Consider the following 18474-nt stretch of genomic DNA (forward strand, 5'->3'; position numbering starts at 1 on the left):
ACGATGGGAATTTTTTCAGACTTTATGTTGTTATTACAGCAGTCGCAATGGCTTACCTTACTCATCGTATCAATCTTGGGCTTATGTGTGGGTAGTTTTTTAAATGTGGTGATTTATCGCACGCCTTTGATGATGGAGCAGCAGTGGAAGAACGAATGCCAGCTATTGCTTCATCCAGAAACCGTTATTGACAATCATGAATCGATGACCTTAAGCCGTCCTGCTTCTCGTTGCCCGCATTGTGGGCATTCAATACGTTGGTTTGAAAATATGCCTGTTATTAGCTGGCTAATGCTAAAAGGAAAATGTAGTCAGTGTCATAACGCCATTAGTTATCGTTATCCGCTTGTAGAAATCATCACCGCTATTTTGTCTGTGCTGGTTATTATAAAATTTGGTGTTACTTGGCAAGCGCTGGCAGGATTGGCACTCACATGGACATTAGTCGCTTTAACAGGCATTGATTTTGATACCCAATTGTTGCCTGACCGATTTACATTGCCGTTAGCGGGATTAGGATTATTCGTCAATGCCTTTGGCTTGTTTGTCAGTCCCACAGCGGCTATTTTTGGCTATGTGTTTGGGTTCTTATGCTTGTGGATTGTCTACCAACTGTTTTTGCTGATTACGGGCAAGCACGGGATGGGGCATGGCGATTTTAAATTATTAGCAGCTTTGGGGGCTTGGCTAGGGCCTTTGATGCTACCCTTAATTGTGCTTTTATCTGCGTTTGTCGGCTCGGTTGTGGGTGTCATATTGATGAAGCGCTCAGGTGAAAGCAAACCTTTTGCATTTGGACCCTATATCGCCATTGCCGGCATGATAGCACTTTTGTATGGGCAATCAATAATGTCGTGGTATCTAGGCAAGATGTCATGAAGTCATTTATGGATCAATTATCCGTGAATCAAGGAGGGGTTGCGATGTTGGTAGTGGGGCTTACAGGTGGCATCGGTAGTGGCAAATCACAAGTGAGCCGTTGGTTTGATGAGCATGGAATTGTCACTATTGATGCAGATGTATTGGCACGTGAAGTCGTTGCCAAAGGTTCGCCAACGCTAAAAAAAATTGTCGCCAAATTTGGTGACTGGGTGATTGATGAGGCAGGTGAGCTTAATCGCCGTGCCATGCGAGAGCATGTATTTGGTAGTGCGCAAGCGTTAATGGATTTGGAACAAATTACTCATCCTGCCATTCGCAGCCGCGCCAAAGAATTACTAGCAACTGCCCAGTCGCCCTATGTAATTTTGGTAGCACCCTTACTGCTAGAAGCCTCTGAAGCAGGGTTAGCCAATCTGTGTGAGCGAGTATTGGTGGTTGATAGTCATGAGTCCTTGCAGATTGAGCGTGCTAGTCAACGCGATGGTCAAACACCTGAACGTATTCAAAATATTATGGCAAATCAACTGACGCGTCATGACAGGCTCAGACAAGCCGATGACATTGTCGACAACAATGGTAGCTTAGCCGATTTGTATTTAAAACTTGAACAGTTGCACCAAAAATATTTGGCAATGGCAGGGGTTAATTAGCTTTCAACATAACAAGCCGTCTGATTAAGACGGCTGTTGAGATTGCGACAAGTTCAATTATGATTTTACGGATGAGCGTTGACGAATCGCGGTTAGCGTATCATCAACTAGTAAATCACCGTTCAAAAATACATCCTGCAATAAATTATTTTGCTCAGCAAGCTCATCTTCACGCAGCGTCATATAACTACCCTGATGTTTGACCAGGGCTAAACGCCCGCGTTTGCTGCGTTTGCTCACACTGGTAATTGGGTCTTTATATACGTCTCGCCAAAAACCGTCCACCCGTGCGCTGCTAGTCTTCATGGCAAAATTCAAGGTATCGCGGTTGACTTGTTGTAGTAGTCCGCCACCCATTCCAAAGGTGATATTGTCACTACTAAATCCGGCTTTAATCACCGCATCAATTATTTTACCCATGCTGGTGGGATTAATACCATCCCCTTGGATGAGTCGCACATAGCTCGGCAGTAACTTATAGCCTTTTGAGTTGGTGGTAGTGCCAAATTTTGCTGCAAGGCGCTGCAGGGCTTCACGAACCACTTTAATCGGATCGCCACTATCAGGGCGAATAACTAACGTGCCCCCTGTTTGCACTACTTTTTCTTTTAGCTCACCACCCCAGATATTATCAATGGCATTCCATAAATCGTAGCTATCACTCACTACCGCAAAGGTTTTGCCTTCACCGCCAAATTTGGCAATCATATTGCCATAGGCATCCGCTTCATGCTCACGTCCCCAAGTGGTCATGGTGCTATGCTCTGCTGCGGGAATGGAAAAAGCCGTCATGTCATTTTGCATACCATACCAACGATTGGCAGCCACAATCGCGCTTAAGGTATCCGTACCGGAAAAGTTAACCAAGTGCGCAAGAGCGCCAAGCGCAGCTGATTCAAGGCTAGACACCCCACGGGCGCCAAAATCATGCAATTTAAACGGTAGATTATTTAAGTTATCGGCCGATTTTTCCAAGCCTGCTTTGATGATTTGCTTACAATAATAAGAAAGGCTTGCCACAGTGCTAGGATACCAAATAGCGCGCAATAGCGTGGTCTCGATATAGCTTGTCAACCAGTAAAACTCAGGGTCGGTATTCACCACCTGACACAATACTTGACCCGTTGGTACTACCATGCCTTCTGGTATCGCTTGAATGCGAAGTGGTAATAGACCGCCATGTTTGGCGACTAATTGTCGCCAGCCTGCTTCATTAAACGGTACGCCATGAGCAGCAAGTAGCACTTTGGCTTCATCTATATCAGCGTCGGTAATGGGTTTGGTAAGATACTGTTTTAAAAAAGCTTGTAGACCAAAAAATAGCACATTTTCAAAGTTGCTATTGCCGCCACGCGCTTCAATATAGCTAGATACGTACTCGGTATTTGGCGGATATTGCAGCCAATGCGACGTCTTATAGCTATCGGTATTTAAAATAAAATTGTCAAAATTTTGACTAAACATCACAGAACTCCTCTGGTGATTGCTTGCGCAGGTTAAAACCAAACCGTCTATCAGCTTGGCGGGAAAAAATCAGAGACCGACCATTTTGCAAATAATGGCATAATGGTCTTCAAACAATTTATCGGCTCTTAATTCAGCCAAGGGTAGCCAAAACGCTTTTTTGGCATCATCGCCACCTTTCACCGATGGTAAGCCTTTGGGGTCGTTTTTGAGCACAAAGTAAAACGCTTGGGTGATGGTGCGACCACGAGCCGAGCGATACGGGTCATCAAAGGTGTGTTGACTATGGCGTGAACCGCGCAGAACCGCTTCAGGTACTTTTAACCGTGTCTCTTCACGTAGCTCACGAATACAGGCGTCAAATAGCGTCTCTTTAGGGTCAATAAAGCCACCAGGCAATGCCCATAGTCCTTGACCTGGCATACCACGACGCTCGACCAATAAAATGTGTCCTGATTGAATGACCACCGCATCAACCGTCATAAAGGTGGGTGGGTAGGGGCTTGATTCCCATTGTTTTTTGTATTTATCAATGAAGCCAGCCTCTTCGTGTAGGCGTTTATATGCTTCGGTCTTTTTAAATGCCTTCATGACATCGGTTGTCGATTGCGGTACCGTATCGGTTAACGGATCGGCACCCAGCAAAAAGCCTTCGCGAATTGGCGTGGCAGACAACTCATGAAAATTGGGCACAGCCACCGACTGCCAATTTGGAAAAAGTGACAAGTAATACGATGAGCTGTCTTTTGAATGTCCAATTAGACCAATATTGGCGTTTAAATCGCCGGTAACCGACTTGACGCACTGCTGCACGTATTGAAGCCATTTTGTGTCATTGTATAAGGCATCATCCAAACCGACACAATGTATGCGTTTGGCATCTTTTTTGTCAAAGGCGCCCAAAATCATTTGGCTACGCGCTTCGACACTAAAGCTATTGCGGATACTACTTGGCAAATTGGCAGAGCCGATTAGCATAATCACATTCTCAGCAAGCTTTAATGCTTCATCGACAACCGATTTATGACCTAAGTGAAACGGCTGAAAACGCCCGATAAATACCAAATAGTCATATTGATAACCTTTTTTATTTTTGGGTGTGCTAAAACGCCCTTTATCTTCGGTAACGTCGTTTTTAGTAACCGTGATAGTGTCAGTCGTTTTATTTGGCATGACGCAAACTCCTTGCGAATGATAACGCCCTCGGTCTATCCAATAGCGTTTTGGTGATGTTTTGGTGATTAATTTCGGTAATAAAGCATGTTTTTTTAACTATCTTGCCTAAACTTTCAACCAATGCCAAGTTATTTTTGGTTAAAGATACTTGTTAGATTGAAGTTTTAGCTTGACTAAAAAATATTGGGACGACCCTTGATAAGCCAAAAAACCACCCCCAATAAAATCCGAGTAAATTACTCAAGTTTATGCTAAAATATGGGTAAAAATTGATGACAAGCTAGGGTGACACATGAGCGATACAGAAAAAACCACAAATATCAAAATTACCGATTCAGCGCAAGGTTATCTGACTGAGTTATTGGCAAAACAAAATACTGACGGCATCGGCGTACGTATTTTTGTTGAACATCCCGGCACGCCGCGAGCAGAATGCTGTATGTCATATAGCCAGCCAGATGAACACAATCCTGACGATTTAAAATTGGATTATGAGACATTTACCGCTTATATAGACACCCCATCTATTCCTTATCTTGAAGATGCGGTGATTGATTACAATAAAGACCGTTTTGGCGGTCAATTGACATTCCGTGCGCCTAACTCAAAAGTGCCAAAACTGGGTGAAAATGCGAGCCTAGAGGAGCGTATCAATTACGTGTTGTCTTCGGAAATCAATCCAAATCTAGCGTCGCATGGGGGTAACGTGCAATTGGTGGATTTGGTACATGAAGAAGGTGTTGGTATCACCGCCGTGCTCAAATTTGGCGGCGGCTGTCAGGGTTGCTCTGCAGTTGATATGACGCTAAAACAAGGGGTTGAAGTCTCGCTAAAACAGCAAATACCAGAATTAACCCAAGTGATTGATGAGACCGACCATACTTATACTGCCAATGCGTTTTATAAGTAAGGTGAAGAGATTGGCAAGTGATACTTAATTCAAGTGACACTTGATTAAAGAAAGGGTAATTCAAGAAAGGGCGTCATAAGACGTCCTTTTTTATTATTAAATTATTATTAAAGTTTACTCAATAAAAAACCCAGTTGTGCACTGGGTTTTTTGGTTTGACGTATTGGCTTAATCGCGGTCTTCAACTGGTACAAAATCACGTTGTGTGTAGCCAGTATATAACTGACGTGGACGACCGATTTTGTAAGGTGCAGAGTGCATTTCTAACCAGTGGCTGATCCAACCAGAAGTACGTGCTAACGCAAAGATTACGGTAAACATAGAGGTTGGAATACCGATGGCTTTTAGGATGATACCCGAGTAGAAGTCAACATTTGGATATAGGTTACGCTCTTTAAAATACGGGTCATTCAAGGCGATTTGTTCAAGCTTCATCGCAAGCTCCAGTTGTGGATCTTTGATGCCAAGCTCGCCCAATACTTCGTCACAAGTTTCTTTCATCACTTTGGCGCGTGGGTCAAAGTTTTTATAAACACGGTGACCAAAGCCCATCAATTTCACTTCTTTACGTTTTACTTTTTCCATAAATTCGTCAACGTTGTCTACGCTGCCGATTTCATCCAGCATTTTAAGTACAGCTTCGTTGGCACCACCGTGCGCAGGTCCCCAAAGAGCCGCAATGCCTGCCGCGATACAAGCGTATGGGTTGGCGCCCGTAGAACCTGCTAGACGTACAGTTGACGTAGAGGCATTTTGTTCATGGTCAGCATGCAAGGTAAAGATTTTGTCCATCGCTTTTGCAAGGATTGGATTGACTTTATAGTTAACATCCGCTGGGGTTGCAAACATCATGTATAAGAAGTTTTCAGCGTAGTTTAAATCATTACGCGGATACATGAATGGTTGACCATTGCTATATTTGTAACACATGGCGGCGATGGTAGGCACTTTAGCAATCAAACGAATCGCAGTGATTTCACGATGGTCTTGTTTGCTGACATCAAGATTGTTGTGGTAGAACGCAGATAACGCACCCATCACACCGACCATAATCGCCATCGGATGAGCGTCACGGCGGAAACCTTCAAAGAAGCGACGTAATTGGTCATTCACCATTGAATGTTTACGAACTTTTTCATAGAAGTCAGCTTTTTGCTCAGCATTGGGTAATTCACCATGAATGAGTGCATACGCAACTTCTAAGTATTCTGCTTTATCGGCTAATTGGTCAATTGGGTAACCACGGTGTAATAAGATACCTTTGTCACCATCAATGAACGTGATTTTTGATTCAGTGGAAGCGGTTGACATGAAACCTGGATCGTATGTCCAAAAACCAGCTTGGGGTACTGCCTTAATATCGAGTACAGGATCGCCTAATGTTCCTTCAATGATAGGAAGCTCATAGTCCTGCCCATTGACGTGCAAGGTTGCAATATTGTCTTTCTCTGACATAAAATCCTCTCAGACGTGTAAAAAAAAGAAGACCTATACTTGCTCAAATGCATTGGCGCAATGACAAGGATAGGTGAATGCCCAGCCACACAGAGACGTGCAGGGCGACTTTATTAATAGCGAAAAAATAGCGAAAACCCAAAACTAAAACATATCTATATTAACAGCATTTTTGCCAAAAATGAAAGTAAATTTACGCCTTACGCGTACAAACAGTTAGTTATAATTCACAGGAGTTAGCTAAAACTATGCTCTCTGCTACTGACATTCTATCAACCCTTGATGCGGTTAAATATCTAGATAGGTGAGTCTCAAAACGCGCAATCTTATCAAATTATTTCTGAATTTTAATAGTGCGCTACAGTGGTTTGATAAAAGATGGTTTTTTTTCTGTTTTTGTTTGTATTTGTAATCAAACACTCTTATAATTATAAAAATTTTACTGGTGGCTAGCTTTGTATTATTAATCTTTGCTAAACATAATTTAGTTTTTAGCTTTGTGATTTAACAAAATTAAAAAGTAAATTGTGGGTGGCTTTTTTTCGATTATTAGTTTGTAATTTATTAGTTTTTAATTGTGAGATACGATTAGGTTTGCGGCTAATAACTATCTATTCTGTGAATAATCCAAAGTACGCTAGCTATTCCTTATCTTCGATTTACCTGTTTTTTGACAGGCTATGTGATTCATCAAATCCTGCAAGTGATTTGAAGTTCGTGCTTGATATTTTGGATATTGGCATAGCGATAACACAGGTAAGTTATAACTGCGAATAAAGGATGCCCGCTGTGAAAAGCAACCGACCGATTGACCTTCCTTTAAGCCAAGTAATTAATGTTAATTCAAAAAACCCAATTGCTTTGGCTTCAATTACCCACCGTGTTTCTGGTGTGGTGCTATTTCTCCTAATTCCTGTGATGTTATGGATTTTTCAAACGTCGCTTGCCAGTGCTGAAGGCTTTGCAGATATTTTCACCAACCCATTGGTGAAGTTTTTGGCTTGGATCTTTGTGGCTGCATTAGGCTACCATTTTGTGATGGGTTTCAAACATTTATTTGCCGACATGGGCATGAATGAAGAATTAAACAGTGGTCGCACTGCGACATTCATTGGCTTTGTACTTGCAGCGCTTTGGGTTGTGGGTTCATTTGTATGGGTGATGTTCTAATGAAAAGTGCAACAGGTTTAACAGGCTCAGGCTCTCGCGATTGGGTGGTACAACGTATTAGTGCGGTTGTATTGGCAGTTTATTCATTGGTAATGTTGGGCTGGTTTTTAACCCACCAACCAACGTTTGAATTATGGCAAGGCTTTATGCTAAGCCTACCGATGCGCTTATTTACGCTATTGATGATACTAGCATTAGTGGGTCATGCGTGGGTAGGGATGTGGACTGTATTAACAGACTACGTTAAGTCAAATGGTTTACGTTTTGTGCTGCAATCTGCCATGATTCTTGCAGTCTTGGTTTATTTATTTTGGGGCGTGATGATTTTCTTCTAAACATCCTGTTAGATAAATTTTGTTAACGTATTTATCGATTTCGACCTCAGGGCTTTTAAGCATTTATGGGGATAAAATCGAACCATCATTTAGGAAATTAAAGCAATGGCAACAAAACAAGACAACACCATTAGCAATATTCAAACCTTAACCTTCGATGCGGTTATCGTTGGCGGCGGTGGCTCTGGTATGCGTGCGTCGCTACAATTGGCGCGTGGCGGTATGAATGTTGCGGTATTAACCAAAGTGTTCCCAACGCGTTCTCACACGGTTGCTGCGCAAGGTGGTATTGGCGCAAGTTTGGGTAACATGAGTGATGATAACTGGCATTTTCACTTTTATGACACCATTAAAGGTTCTGACTGGTTAGGTGACCAAGACGCCATCGAGTATATGTGCCGTGAAGCACCAAAAGTGGTATATGAACTTGAGCATATGGGTATGCCATTTGACCGTAACGCGGATGGTACGATTTATCAGCGTCCCTTTGGCGGTCATACTGCCAACTACGGTGAAAAAGCGGTGCAACGTGCGTGTGCGGCAGCCGACCGTACAGGTCATGCATTGTTGCATACCTTATATCAAAAAAATCTTGAGCAAGGCACAGAGTTTTTTATCGAGTGGATTGCGCTAGATTTGGTCAAAGATAGCAAAGGCGACATTAATGGCGTTATCGCGCTGGAGCAAGAAACAGGTCGTGTTGCCGTATTCCAAGCGAAAACAACGGTGCTAGCAACGGGGGGTGCAGGTCGTATTTTCGCTGCGTCTACTAATGCCTTTATTAACACCGGTGACGGTCTAGGTATGGCAGTGCGTGCGGGTATTCCACTACAAGATATGGAATTTTGGCAATTTCACCCAACAGGCGTCGCAGGTGCGGGTGTATTATTGACCGAAGGTTGTCGTGGTGAAGGTGCGTTACTTCGTAATAAAGATGGCGAAGCCTTTATGGAGCGTTATGCACCAACCCTAAAAGATTTGGCACCGCGTGACTTTGTATCACGTTCAATGGACCAAGAGATCAAAGAAGGCCGTGGTTGTGGTCCACAGGGCGATTACGTGGTACTTGATATGACGCACCTAGGTGTGGATACCATCATGAAGCGTTTACCATCGGTTTATGAAATTGGTAAAAACTTCGCAAACGTTGACATTACTAAAGAGCCAATCCCAGTTGTACCGACTATCCATTACCAAATGGGCGGTATCCCAACCAATATTCATGGTCAGGTTGTCATGCCAGATCTTGAGGCAGGTACGGATGCGGAAGGTTTATACGCCGAGCAAAAAATCGTGAAAGGCTTATATGCAATCGGCGAATGTTCATGTGTATCCGTTCACGGCGCCAACCGTCTAGGTACAAACTCACTACTCGACTTGGTAGTATTTGGTCGTGCAGCGGGTCAACATATCATTGATGAGTTCCACGCCGCTGACCGTCATGACTATGAGCCGTTATCACCGCGTGTTCTTGACAAAACCTTGGCACGTTTGAATGTGTTACAGCAATCTACTCAAGGGCTAAATGCGCAAGATGTGGCTGACGAAATCCGTCGTACCATGCAGCAACATGCAGGTGTATTCCGTACCCAAGCGTCAATGAATGAAGGTGTACAAAAAATCTTGGCACTTGAAAGCCAGGTCAATAGTCTTCACCTAGCTGATAAATCGCAAGTGTTTAATACCGCACGTATTGAAGCGCTTGAAGTGGCTAACCTCTATGAAGTTGCCAAAGCAACAATGATTTCAGCTTCCCTGCGTCAAGAATGTCGTGGCGCGCACACCGTCGTTGACTACGAACGTGCGGCAGATGATGCGTATGCTCCGCTTGGTCGTAATGACCACGAATGGATGAAACATACCCTTTGGTTCTCTGAAGGTAACCGTGTTATCTACAAACCTGTTCGTAAGAGCCCACTGACTGTAGACTATGTTGAGCCAAAAGTACGTACATTCTAATTAATATTTTTTGGTCTTTGCAAACTAGTGTGAAGACCCTATAAACCAATACCATAAACGTGTGGAGTTTAGCATTATGAGCAGAGGTACTCGCACCATCGAGATTTTCCGCTACGATCCAGATAAAGACGCAGCACCCCGTATGCAGACATACCAAATTGAGCTTTTAGACTCTGACCGTATGTTATTAGACGTACTTGTCCGTTTGAAAAAAATGGACGAAACCATCAGTTTCCGCCGTTCGTGCCGCGAAGGTATTTGTGGCTCTGACGGTATGAACATCAATGGTAAAAACGGTCTATCATGTCTTATCAACATGAACACGCTACCACAAAAAATTACCTTGCGTCCGCTACCTGGTTTACCTGTCGTGCGCGACTTAGTGGTAGATATGAACCAATTCTATGAGCAATATGAAAAAGTTCATCCGTACTTGATTAATGACCAGCCAGCGCCACCGACTGAGCGTCTACAATCACCTGAAGACCGCGAAAAGTTAAACGGTCTATATGAATGTATTCTATGTGCGTGTTGTTCAACCAGCTGTCCATCATTCTGGTGGAACCCAGACAAGTTCTTAGGTCCATCTGCCTTGTTGAATGGCTACCGCTTTGTAGCAGATAGCCGTGATACTAGCACGCAGGAGCGTTTAGCACGTTTGGACGACCCATTCAGCTTGTTTCGTTGCCGTGGCATCATGAACTGTGTGTCGGTTTGTCCAAAAGGCTTGAATCCTACCAAAGCGATTGGTCACTTACGTAACATGCTGTTAGACCAAGCGGGTTAGTACCAAAATTTGGTGACAAAAAAGCTCTGTATCGACAGGGCTTTTTTTATTGGGATGTGATAAATTAATAGTAATTGGCTATCTATTAATGAAAGTAATAAATGATATCCAAATATAATAATATTTTTTATACCTTTTCAGCCTAATGAATGAGATAAATTATCATTAATTTTGTATAATATACGATAGGTATCTATAGGGAATATTCATTTAGGTTTTCTAAGGAAGGAGAAAACTAACTTTCACATTACTCTTCTTTTACTGCCATCTGATAGCCATTTATCCACACGCCAAGCCGCGTGAATTGCTATATTTAGTAAATGAATGGTAACTATTACCTTAACAAAATTTTTTGTTAATTATAAAAATGCTAGGCTATTCCCTAAAATTTTTATTTCCACCTTTAAATACTACAGTAGAAAGAATCATGGCTAACCAAAACCAAACTTCTGTCTCATCTGCTCAGTTTACTGAACTGTCAGCAGATAACGCAGTCTATCTTGAATCACTCTATGAACAGTATCTTCAAGATCCACAAAGCGTTGATGAAAAATATATTCCTTACTTTGCGCAGTTTGCCAAAGATGATGATAAAAACGCCCTTCACCATACTATCCAAGACCAATTTTTGCTATTAGCGCGCAATACCACTGCTCACAAAGTTGCCGGTCAATCAGCTGCAGGCGCCGTCAGCCCTTCTGAAATTCGCGAATTTGCGGACAATCAAATGGGCGTGCAAAAACTGATTACCAGTTATCGCCGTCGTGGGCATCGTATTGCTAATCTAGATCCCCTAGGACTGATGCCACGTCCAGAAGTTGAAGAATTGACTTTAGCCTACTATGGTCTTTCTGAAGCGGATTTAGACACTGTCTACCCTGTCAGTGACCTAAATATCGGTAAAGACAAAGCCACACTACGTGAAATCATTCAAGTGTTAGAGCGAGTTTATTGTAGCAGCATCGGTGCAGAATATTTCCATGTAACCACTGCCAAAGAAAAACGCTGGATTGAAAAATACCTAGAACAAAATCTTGGCTATATCAAATTTGACAATGAAAAACGTAAATCTATCCTTGAGCGTTTGACAGCAGCAGAAGGATTAGAAAAATACTTAGCGCGTAAATATACTGGTGTGAAACGTTTTGGTCTTGAGGGTGGTGAAAGCTTTATCCCGATGATCAATGAGATGATCCAGCGTGCGGGTGAAAACGGTACCAAAGAAATGGTTATCGGTATGGCGCACCGTGGGCGTTTAAATTTATTAGTGAATATTTTGGGTAAAAACCCTAAAGATTTGTTTGATGAGTTTGATGGTAAAAAACAACCGACCGTGGGTTCAGGTGACGTAAAATACCACAACGGTTATTCATCTAACGTGATGACACCAGGCGGCGAAGCGCACTTGGCATTGGCATTTAACCCCTCGCATCTTGAAATTGTATCGCCTGTATTGATTGGATCAGTGCGTGCCCGCCAAGTACGCCGTCATGATAAAACCGGTGATGCCGTTTTGCCAATCGTGGTACACGGTGACGCTGCGTTCGCCGGTCAAGGTGTCAACCAAGAAACTTTCCAAATGTCACAAACCCGTGCCTACTCAACAGGTGGTACGCTGCATATTATTATCAATAACCAAGTCGGTTTTACCACCAGCCGCTTAGAAGATGCGCGTTCAACTGAATACTGTACCGACATTGCTAAAATGGTACACGCACCGATTTTTCATGTAAACGGTGACGATCCAGAAGCGGTAGTATTTATGGCGCAGCTTGCCCACGACTATCGCCAAACTTTCCATAAAGATATCGTGATTGATATGTACTGTTACCGTCGTAACGGTCACAATGAAGCGGATGAACCTTCCGCCACTCAGCCACTTATGTATTCGGTGATCAAAAAATTGCCAAGTACTCGTGAGCTATTTGCCAATAAATTGGTTGCCGAAGGCGTTATTAGCAAAGCAGAAGCTGTGGCATTTGAAGATGACTACCGTGAGTCACTCGATAAAGGCGAATATGTCGCTAGCGCACTCGTGCGTGAGCCAAATAAAACGCTATATGTAGATTGGACACCTTATATTGGTCATAAGCTTGAAGACAATTGGGATACGAGCGTTGATATCAATCAATTAAAAGCTTATGGTGAAAAAATGGCGCAAATGCCGGAAGGCTATGAGCTACAACGCCAAGTGCAAAAAGTGGTTGAACAGCGCAAAGCCATGCAAACCGGTCAAGAGCCATTGAACTGGGGCGCGGCAGAAACCTTGGCTTATGCGTCACTGGTCGAAGAAGGCTATCCTGTCCGTATTACGGGTGAAGACGTGGGTCGTGGTACTTTCTCACATCGCCATTCAGAAATTTTCAACATGAAAGACGGCAGTATGTATGTACCACTTGCCAACATGAGCCCTAACCAAGCACGCTTTGACACCTTTAACTCATTGTTGTCAGAAGAAGCGGTATTGGCGTTTGAATATGGTTACGCAACGACAGTACCCAATGCCCTAGTGATTTGGGAGGCGCAGTTTGGTGACTTTGTCAATGGGGCACAAGTAGTTATTGACCAATTTATTTCATCAGGTGAAACCAAATGGCAACGTCTATGTGGTTTGACCATGCTGTTACCACACGGCTATGAAGGTCAAGGTCCTGAGCACTCATCAGCGCGCCTAGAGCGTTTTTTGCAGCTATGTGCCGAAGACAACATGCAAGTAATTACGCCCACAACCCCGGCACAGATTTTCCATGCCCTGCGTCGTCAAGTGGTTCGCCCAGCGCGTAAACCGCTGATTGTGATGTCACCAAAATCACTGCTACGCCATAAATTGGCAGTGTCAACGCTTGAAGAGCTTGCGCAAGGTCAGTTCCAAACCGTGATTCCAGAGATTGACCAACTTGATAATAACCAAGTGACGCGTTTAGTGTTGTGTGGCGGTAAAGTATATTATGACTTGCTTGAAAAACGTCGTGAATTGGGTCTCAACCATGTGGCGATTGTGCGTATCGAGCAGCTTTATCCATTACCTGAAGCGCGTATTTTGGAAGAAGTGGCAAAATATCCAAACCTTGAAGGCATTGTCTGGACACAAGAAGAGCCACGTAACCAAGGCGCTTGGTACTATCTAGCACCGCACTTATTCCGTTTGATTGCACCGCCAAAACCAGCGACTCGTCCGACCAAAGCCTACTTGCTTGAGCCAGTGGCTCGCCCTTCATCAGCAGCACCTGCTGCAGGTTCGATGCAAATGCACGTTGCCCAACAACAAAAAGTTATCAACGAAGCATTAGGTCTACCAAAGAATGAAGATTCGACCGAAGATAAGCTAGAAGCTAAAGCGGAAATCGCAGAAAAACAAGCGACTGACTAAGCGTTTTAAAGGATTAGTACTCACTAGAGGTGTACTAATCCTTCTTGGTTTTTGGTATAGGCAATTGTGCCGAGTGCTAAGACAAAAATGAATTTAACCCATTAAAAATGAAAGAATGTGAAATTAACTAGGAGTTTTCCATGAGTGAGATTAAAGTCCCCGTATTCCCAGAGTCCGTTGCTGACGGTACAATTGTTGCTTGGAATTTTAATGAAGGCGACCAAGTAAGCCGTGACGCTGTATTGTGTGAAATCGAAACCGATAAAGTTGTGATGGAAGTGGTGGCACAAGCTGACGGCGTGCTTAGCAAAATTCTCAAACAAGTTGATGACACAGTGCTTTCTGCTGAAGTCATCGGTGAGCTGACTGAAGGCGCAACCGCGGCTGCACCAGCAAGCCAACCTGCTGAAACCCAAGCCCCGGCTGCCCAAGCTGATGCCGCGCCTGCAGCTGCACAACAAGCGCCTACCGCTCAAGCGACTGCTGAAGCAGATTATAAAGACCAAAGCCCAGCGGTTCGTAAAGCAGCGAATACCACAGGCGTCAATCCTGCAGACGTTGAAGGTTCAGGTCGTGGCGGCCGTGTGACCAAAGAAGACATGGCAAACCCAACCTTAAAAGCCAACAATGCAATTAAAGCAGACAACGGCCAAGTGGTTGCCAATGCAGTCGGTCAACGTGCAGACAAACGTGTGCCAATGACACGTTTACGCGCCCGTGTTGCTGAGCGTCTGTTAGCCGCTACCCAAGAAACTGCGATGTTAACGACGTTTAATGAAGTGAACATGAAACCTATCATGGACTTACGTGGTGAGTTCAAAGAACGTTTTGAAAAACGTCACGGTGTAAAACTAGGCTTTATGTCATTGTTTGTAAAAGCTGCTACTGAAGCGTTAAAACGTTTCCCAGCGGTAAATGCCTCTATTGATGGCAGCGATATCGTTTATCATGGTTATTATGATGTGGGTGTTGCGGTATCTAGCGACCGTGGTCTTGTGGTGCCGGTATTACGTGACACTGACCAAATGGGTATGGCAGATATCGAACGTGCGATTGGTAACTATGCATCAAAAGCGCGTGAAGGCAAATTAGGCATTGAAGACATGACGGGTGGTACTTTCACCATTACCAATGGTGGTGTATTTGGTTCATTGATGTCAACCCCAATCATCAATCCACCACAAACAGCTATTTTGGGTATGCATGCGACTAAAGAACGCCCAATGGCGGTTAATGGCGAAGTGGTAATTCTACCTATGATGTACTTGGCATTGTCGTATGACCACCGTTTAATCGATGGTAAAGAAGCCGTACAATTCTTGGTGACTATCAAAGAATTGGTTGAAAACCCAGCGATGCTACTTCTCGATTTATAATGAAATAAGCCTGTATTGGCAAAGGTTGATACAGGCTTTTTTGTTTAACAACTTTAACAATAACAACTCAAATTTTTGGTGAAGATTATGAAACAAAGCTATGATTTGGTAATTATCGGTGGTGGCCCTGGTGGCTATGAAGCAGCTATCCGTGCAGGCCAATTAGGTATGAGCGTGGCTTGTATCGAAAAACGTATTAATAAAGGTGAGCCAGCGTTAGGCGGTACCTGTTTGAACGTCGGTTGTATTCCTTCAAAAGCATTGCTAGACAGCTCACATCGCTATGAAGCAACCAAGCATGACTTAGCCGACCACGGTATCACCACAGGTGAGGTGGCGATTGACGTCAGCAAAATGTTAAGTCGTAAAGACGCTATTGTTAAGCAATTAACCGGTGGTGTGGCTGCATTGTTAAAAGGTAACGGTGCTGACTGGCTACAAGGTACAGGGAAATTGCTTGATGGTAAAGGTGCGGATAAACAAGTTGAATTCACCCCATTAGATGGTTCTTCGCCCACCACTATTACCGCTAAAAATGTGATTTTAGCCTCTGGTTCTGTGCCCATTGATATCCCTGTTGCCCCGATTGATAACGAATATATTGTTGATTCAACGGGTGCGTTAGACTTTACCGAAGTGCCTACGCGTCTAGGCGTCATTGGCGGTGGTGTGATTGGTCTTGAACTGGGTTCGGTATGGCGTCGTTTGGGTAGTGAAGTGGTAGTGTTTGAAGCCATGCCAGAATTTTTGGCAGCGGCGGACAAAGCTGTGAGCAAAGAAGCTGCAAAACTGCTAAAAGCCCAAGGCATGGATATCCGTGTTGATACTAAAGTTACTCAGGCTCAAGTAGAAAATGGTCAGGTACTTGTATCGTTTGACGCCAAAGGTCAAGCAGGACAAGAAACCTTCGATAAACTCATCGTTTGTGTGGGTCGCCGTGCTTATAAAGAAAACCTACTTGGCGAAAACTCAGGGGTAGAGCTCACTGAACGTGGTTTGGTAGCGGTGAATGACTTCTGTCAAACCAACCTTGATGGCGTATATGCAATCGGTGACTTGGTACGTGGTCCAATGCTGGCACACAAAGCGATGGAAGAAGGCATGATGGCCGTTGAACGTATTCATGGTGAAAAAGTTCAAGTCAATTATGACACCATTATTAGCGTGATTTACACACACCCAGAAATTGCATGGGTGGGCTTGACTGAAGAACAAGCCAAAGAGAAAGGTCATGAAGTCAAAACAGGTCAATTCAGCCTAGCGGCCAATGGTCGTGCGTTAGCTGCTGGTGAAGGCCAAGGCTTCATCAAAGTGGTTGCCGATGCCAAAACTGACCGTTTACTGGGTATGCATGTTGTGTCAGCGGGTGCAGGCGATATCGTTCATCAGGGCATGATCGCGATGGAATTCGTATCAAGTATTGAAGATTTGCAGTTGATGACGTTTGCTCACCCAACCATTTCTGAAGCGGTACACGAGGCGGTGCTATCAGCGGATGGTCGTGCGATTCATGCGATTCAACGTAAACGCAAATAACCTAGTTCACAAGTAACTTGACTCACAAGTGACTTAGTTCATAAGTAACTTGTCTAATTAGCTTATGCATCAATAGTTTGAATAAGGCAAGTGAGCTAACCTCATTATCAACTAGGTTAGCTCACTGTTGACCACAATATTCAAAAATAATTTTAAAACAATGTAAACCAAAACCGAGAGGATAAATTCATGAATTTACATGAGTATCAAGCCAAAGAATTATTAAAAAGCTATGGATTGCCCGTGCAAGAAGGTATCATCGCTAAAAATGGCGACGAAGCCGCAGCAGCGTTTGACAAAATGGCAGGCAACGCCGGTGCCGTGGTTGTTAAAGCCCAAGTACATGCCGGTGGCCGTGGTAAAGCGGGCGGCGTAAAAATCGCTAAAACGCGTGAAGAAGCCAAACAAATTGCTGAAGAATTAATTGGTAAAAACTTGGTAACTTACCAAACTGACGCCAACGGTCAACCTGTTAATAGCGTACTTATCGCCGAAGACATGTACCCAATCGCAACTGAATTGTACTTAGGTGCAGTCGTAGACCGTTCAGCACGCCGTGTGGTATTTATGGCGTCAACTGAAGGCGGTGTTGAAATTGAAAAAGTTGCCGAAGAAACCCCAGAAAAAATCTTGAAAGTAGAAGTTGACCCACTTGTGGGCTTACAACCTAGCCAAGCTCGTGAAGTCGCTTTCAAACTGGGTCTCAAAGACAAACAAATCAACGAATTTGCTAAATTGATGACAGGGGCTTATAAAGCCTTTACGGAAAATGACTTTGCCTTATTTGAAATCAATCCACTAGCGGTTCGTAAATCTGGCGAATTAGCCTGTGTTGACGCCAAAATCGGCATCGACTCAAATGCGCTTTATCGCCTACCAAAAGTCGCTGAACAACGTGACAAATCACAAGAAAATGAGCGTGAATTAAAAGCCTCAGAATTTGACCTAAACTATGTTGCGCTTGAAGGTAACATCGGCTGTATGGTGAATGGTGCCGGTCTTGCGATGGCAACCATGGACATCATCAAACTATACGGCGGTCAACCTGCTAACTTCCTAGACGTAGGCGGCGGCGCGACTAAAGAACGTGTGGTTGAAGCGTTCAAATTGATTCTTGAAGACAAATCAGTCCAAGGCGTACTCATCAATATTTTCGGTGGTATCGTACGTTGTGACATGATTGCTGAAGCGATCATCGAAGCGGTGAAAGAAGTCAACGTTACCGTACCTGTGGTTGTGCGTCTTGAAGGCAATAATGCAGAAAAAGGTGCACAAATCCTACGTGATTCAGGTCTTAAATTAATTCCTGCTGAAGGTCTTTCTGAAGCCGGTCAAAAAATTGTTGATGCGGTTAATAATGCCTAATGAAGAAAGTATAGGTATGAGCGAGTAGGGCTATGTGCC

At 43.7% G+C, this 18474-nt stretch carries 14 protein-coding genes; 11 read left to right on the forward strand and 3 right to left on the reverse strand.

Annotated elements, in window-relative coordinates:
- The first annotated feature begins 3 nt into the window (after positions 1 to 3).
- Together RTJ53_RS05430 and coaE are read left to right on the forward strand one after the other, a co-directional pair.
- Positions 4 to 879, forward strand: coding sequence for a prepilin peptidase (locus RTJ53_RS05430; RefSeq protein WP_409418138.1), 876 nt, complete (start codon positions 4 to 6; stop codon positions 877 to 879).
- On the forward strand, positions 876 to 1532 hold the full coding sequence (coaE, locus tag RTJ53_RS05435) for a dephospho-CoA kinase (protein ID WP_312276172.1): 657 nt from the start codon (positions 876 to 878) through the stop codon (positions 1530 to 1532). Before RTJ53_RS05430 ends, coaE begins: the two co-directional genes overlap by 4 nt.
- 57 nt (positions 1533 to 1589) lie before the next feature.
- Here coaE and RTJ53_RS05440 read toward each other — a convergent pair whose 3' ends face one another.
- Positions 1590 to 2996 (reverse strand): nicotinate phosphoribosyltransferase, encoded by a 1407-nt coding sequence (locus tag RTJ53_RS05440; RefSeq protein ID WP_312276173.1) that lies wholly within the window; start codon positions 2994 to 2996, stop codon positions 1590 to 1592.
- Between the two features lie 69 nt (positions 2997 to 3065).
- Positions 3066 to 4169 carry a bifunctional nicotinamide-nucleotide adenylyltransferase/Nudix hydroxylase gene (locus RTJ53_RS05445; protein WP_312276174.1) on the reverse strand — a complete coding sequence of 368 codons (1104 nt, stop codon included), beginning with the start codon at positions 4167 to 4169 and terminating at the stop codon, positions 3066 to 3068.
- A 295-nt stretch (positions 4170 to 4464) separates the two neighbouring features.
- Here RTJ53_RS05445 and nfuA point away from each other — a divergent pair, with 295 nt between their 5' ends.
- Positions 4465 to 5082: a Fe-S biogenesis protein NfuA gene (nfuA, locus tag RTJ53_RS05450; protein ID WP_050324879.1), complete on the forward strand. Its 618-nt coding sequence runs from the start codon at positions 4465 to 4467 to the stop codon at positions 5080 to 5082.
- 168 nt (positions 5083 to 5250) lie between these two features.
- Here nfuA and gltA read toward each other — a convergent pair whose 3' ends face one another.
- Positions 5251 to 6537 (reverse strand): citrate synthase, encoded by a 1287-nt coding sequence (gene gltA / locus RTJ53_RS05455; protein WP_312276175.1) that lies wholly within the window; start codon positions 6535 to 6537, stop codon positions 5251 to 5253.
- Between the two features lie 780 nt (positions 6538 to 7317).
- On the opposite strand from gltA, the gene sdhC reads away from it, so the two are divergent.
- From sdhC to sucC, 8 genes are all read left to right on the forward strand, one after another.
- Complete coding sequence (gene sdhC / locus RTJ53_RS05460) at positions 7318 to 7707, forward strand: succinate dehydrogenase, cytochrome b556 subunit (protein WP_071586266.1); 390 nt, start codon at positions 7318 to 7320, stop codon at positions 7705 to 7707.
- On the forward strand, positions 7707 to 8042 hold the full coding sequence (sdhD, locus tag RTJ53_RS05465; protein WP_036594948.1) for a succinate dehydrogenase, hydrophobic membrane anchor protein: 336 nt from the start codon (positions 7707 to 7709) through the stop codon (positions 8040 to 8042). Before sdhC ends, sdhD begins: the two co-directional genes overlap by 1 nt.
- A 96-nt stretch (positions 8043 to 8138) precedes the next feature.
- Complete coding sequence (gene sdhA, locus RTJ53_RS05470; RefSeq protein ID WP_178097443.1) at positions 8139 to 10001, forward strand: succinate dehydrogenase flavoprotein subunit; 1863 nt, start codon at positions 8139 to 8141, stop codon at positions 9999 to 10001.
- A 76-nt stretch (positions 10002 to 10077) separates the two neighbouring features.
- Positions 10078 to 10788, forward strand: coding sequence for a succinate dehydrogenase iron-sulfur subunit (locus RTJ53_RS05475; protein ID WP_007115066.1), 711 nt, complete (start codon positions 10078 to 10080; stop codon positions 10786 to 10788).
- A 427-nt stretch (positions 10789 to 11215) separates the two neighbouring features.
- On the forward strand, positions 11216 to 14158 hold the full coding sequence (locus RTJ53_RS05480; protein ID WP_312276176.1) for a 2-oxoglutarate dehydrogenase E1 component: 2943 nt from the start codon (positions 11216 to 11218) through the stop codon (positions 14156 to 14158).
- Positions 14159 to 14298: 140 nt separating this feature from the next.
- Positions 14299 to 15534: a 2-oxoglutarate dehydrogenase complex dihydrolipoyllysine-residue succinyltransferase gene (odhB, locus tag RTJ53_RS05485; RefSeq protein WP_312276177.1), complete on the forward strand. Its 1236-nt coding sequence runs from the start codon at positions 14299 to 14301 to the stop codon at positions 15532 to 15534.
- An 87-nt stretch (positions 15535 to 15621) separates the two neighbouring features.
- Entirely contained in the window at positions 15622 to 17070 is a 1449-nt protein-coding gene (lpdA, locus tag RTJ53_RS05490) for a dihydrolipoyl dehydrogenase (RefSeq protein WP_312276178.1), read from the forward strand.
- Between the two features lie 189 nt (positions 17071 to 17259).
- Entirely contained in the window at positions 17260 to 18435 is a 1176-nt protein-coding gene (gene sucC / locus RTJ53_RS05495) for an ADP-forming succinate--CoA ligase subunit beta (RefSeq protein ID WP_007115062.1), read from the forward strand.
- The last annotated feature ends 39 nt before the right edge of the window (positions 18436 to 18474 follow it).

The sequence above is a fragment of the Moraxella sp. CTOTU46711 genome, from assembly GCF_031975715.1.
GTDB lineage: Bacteria > Pseudomonadota > Gammaproteobacteria > Pseudomonadales > Moraxellaceae > Faucicola.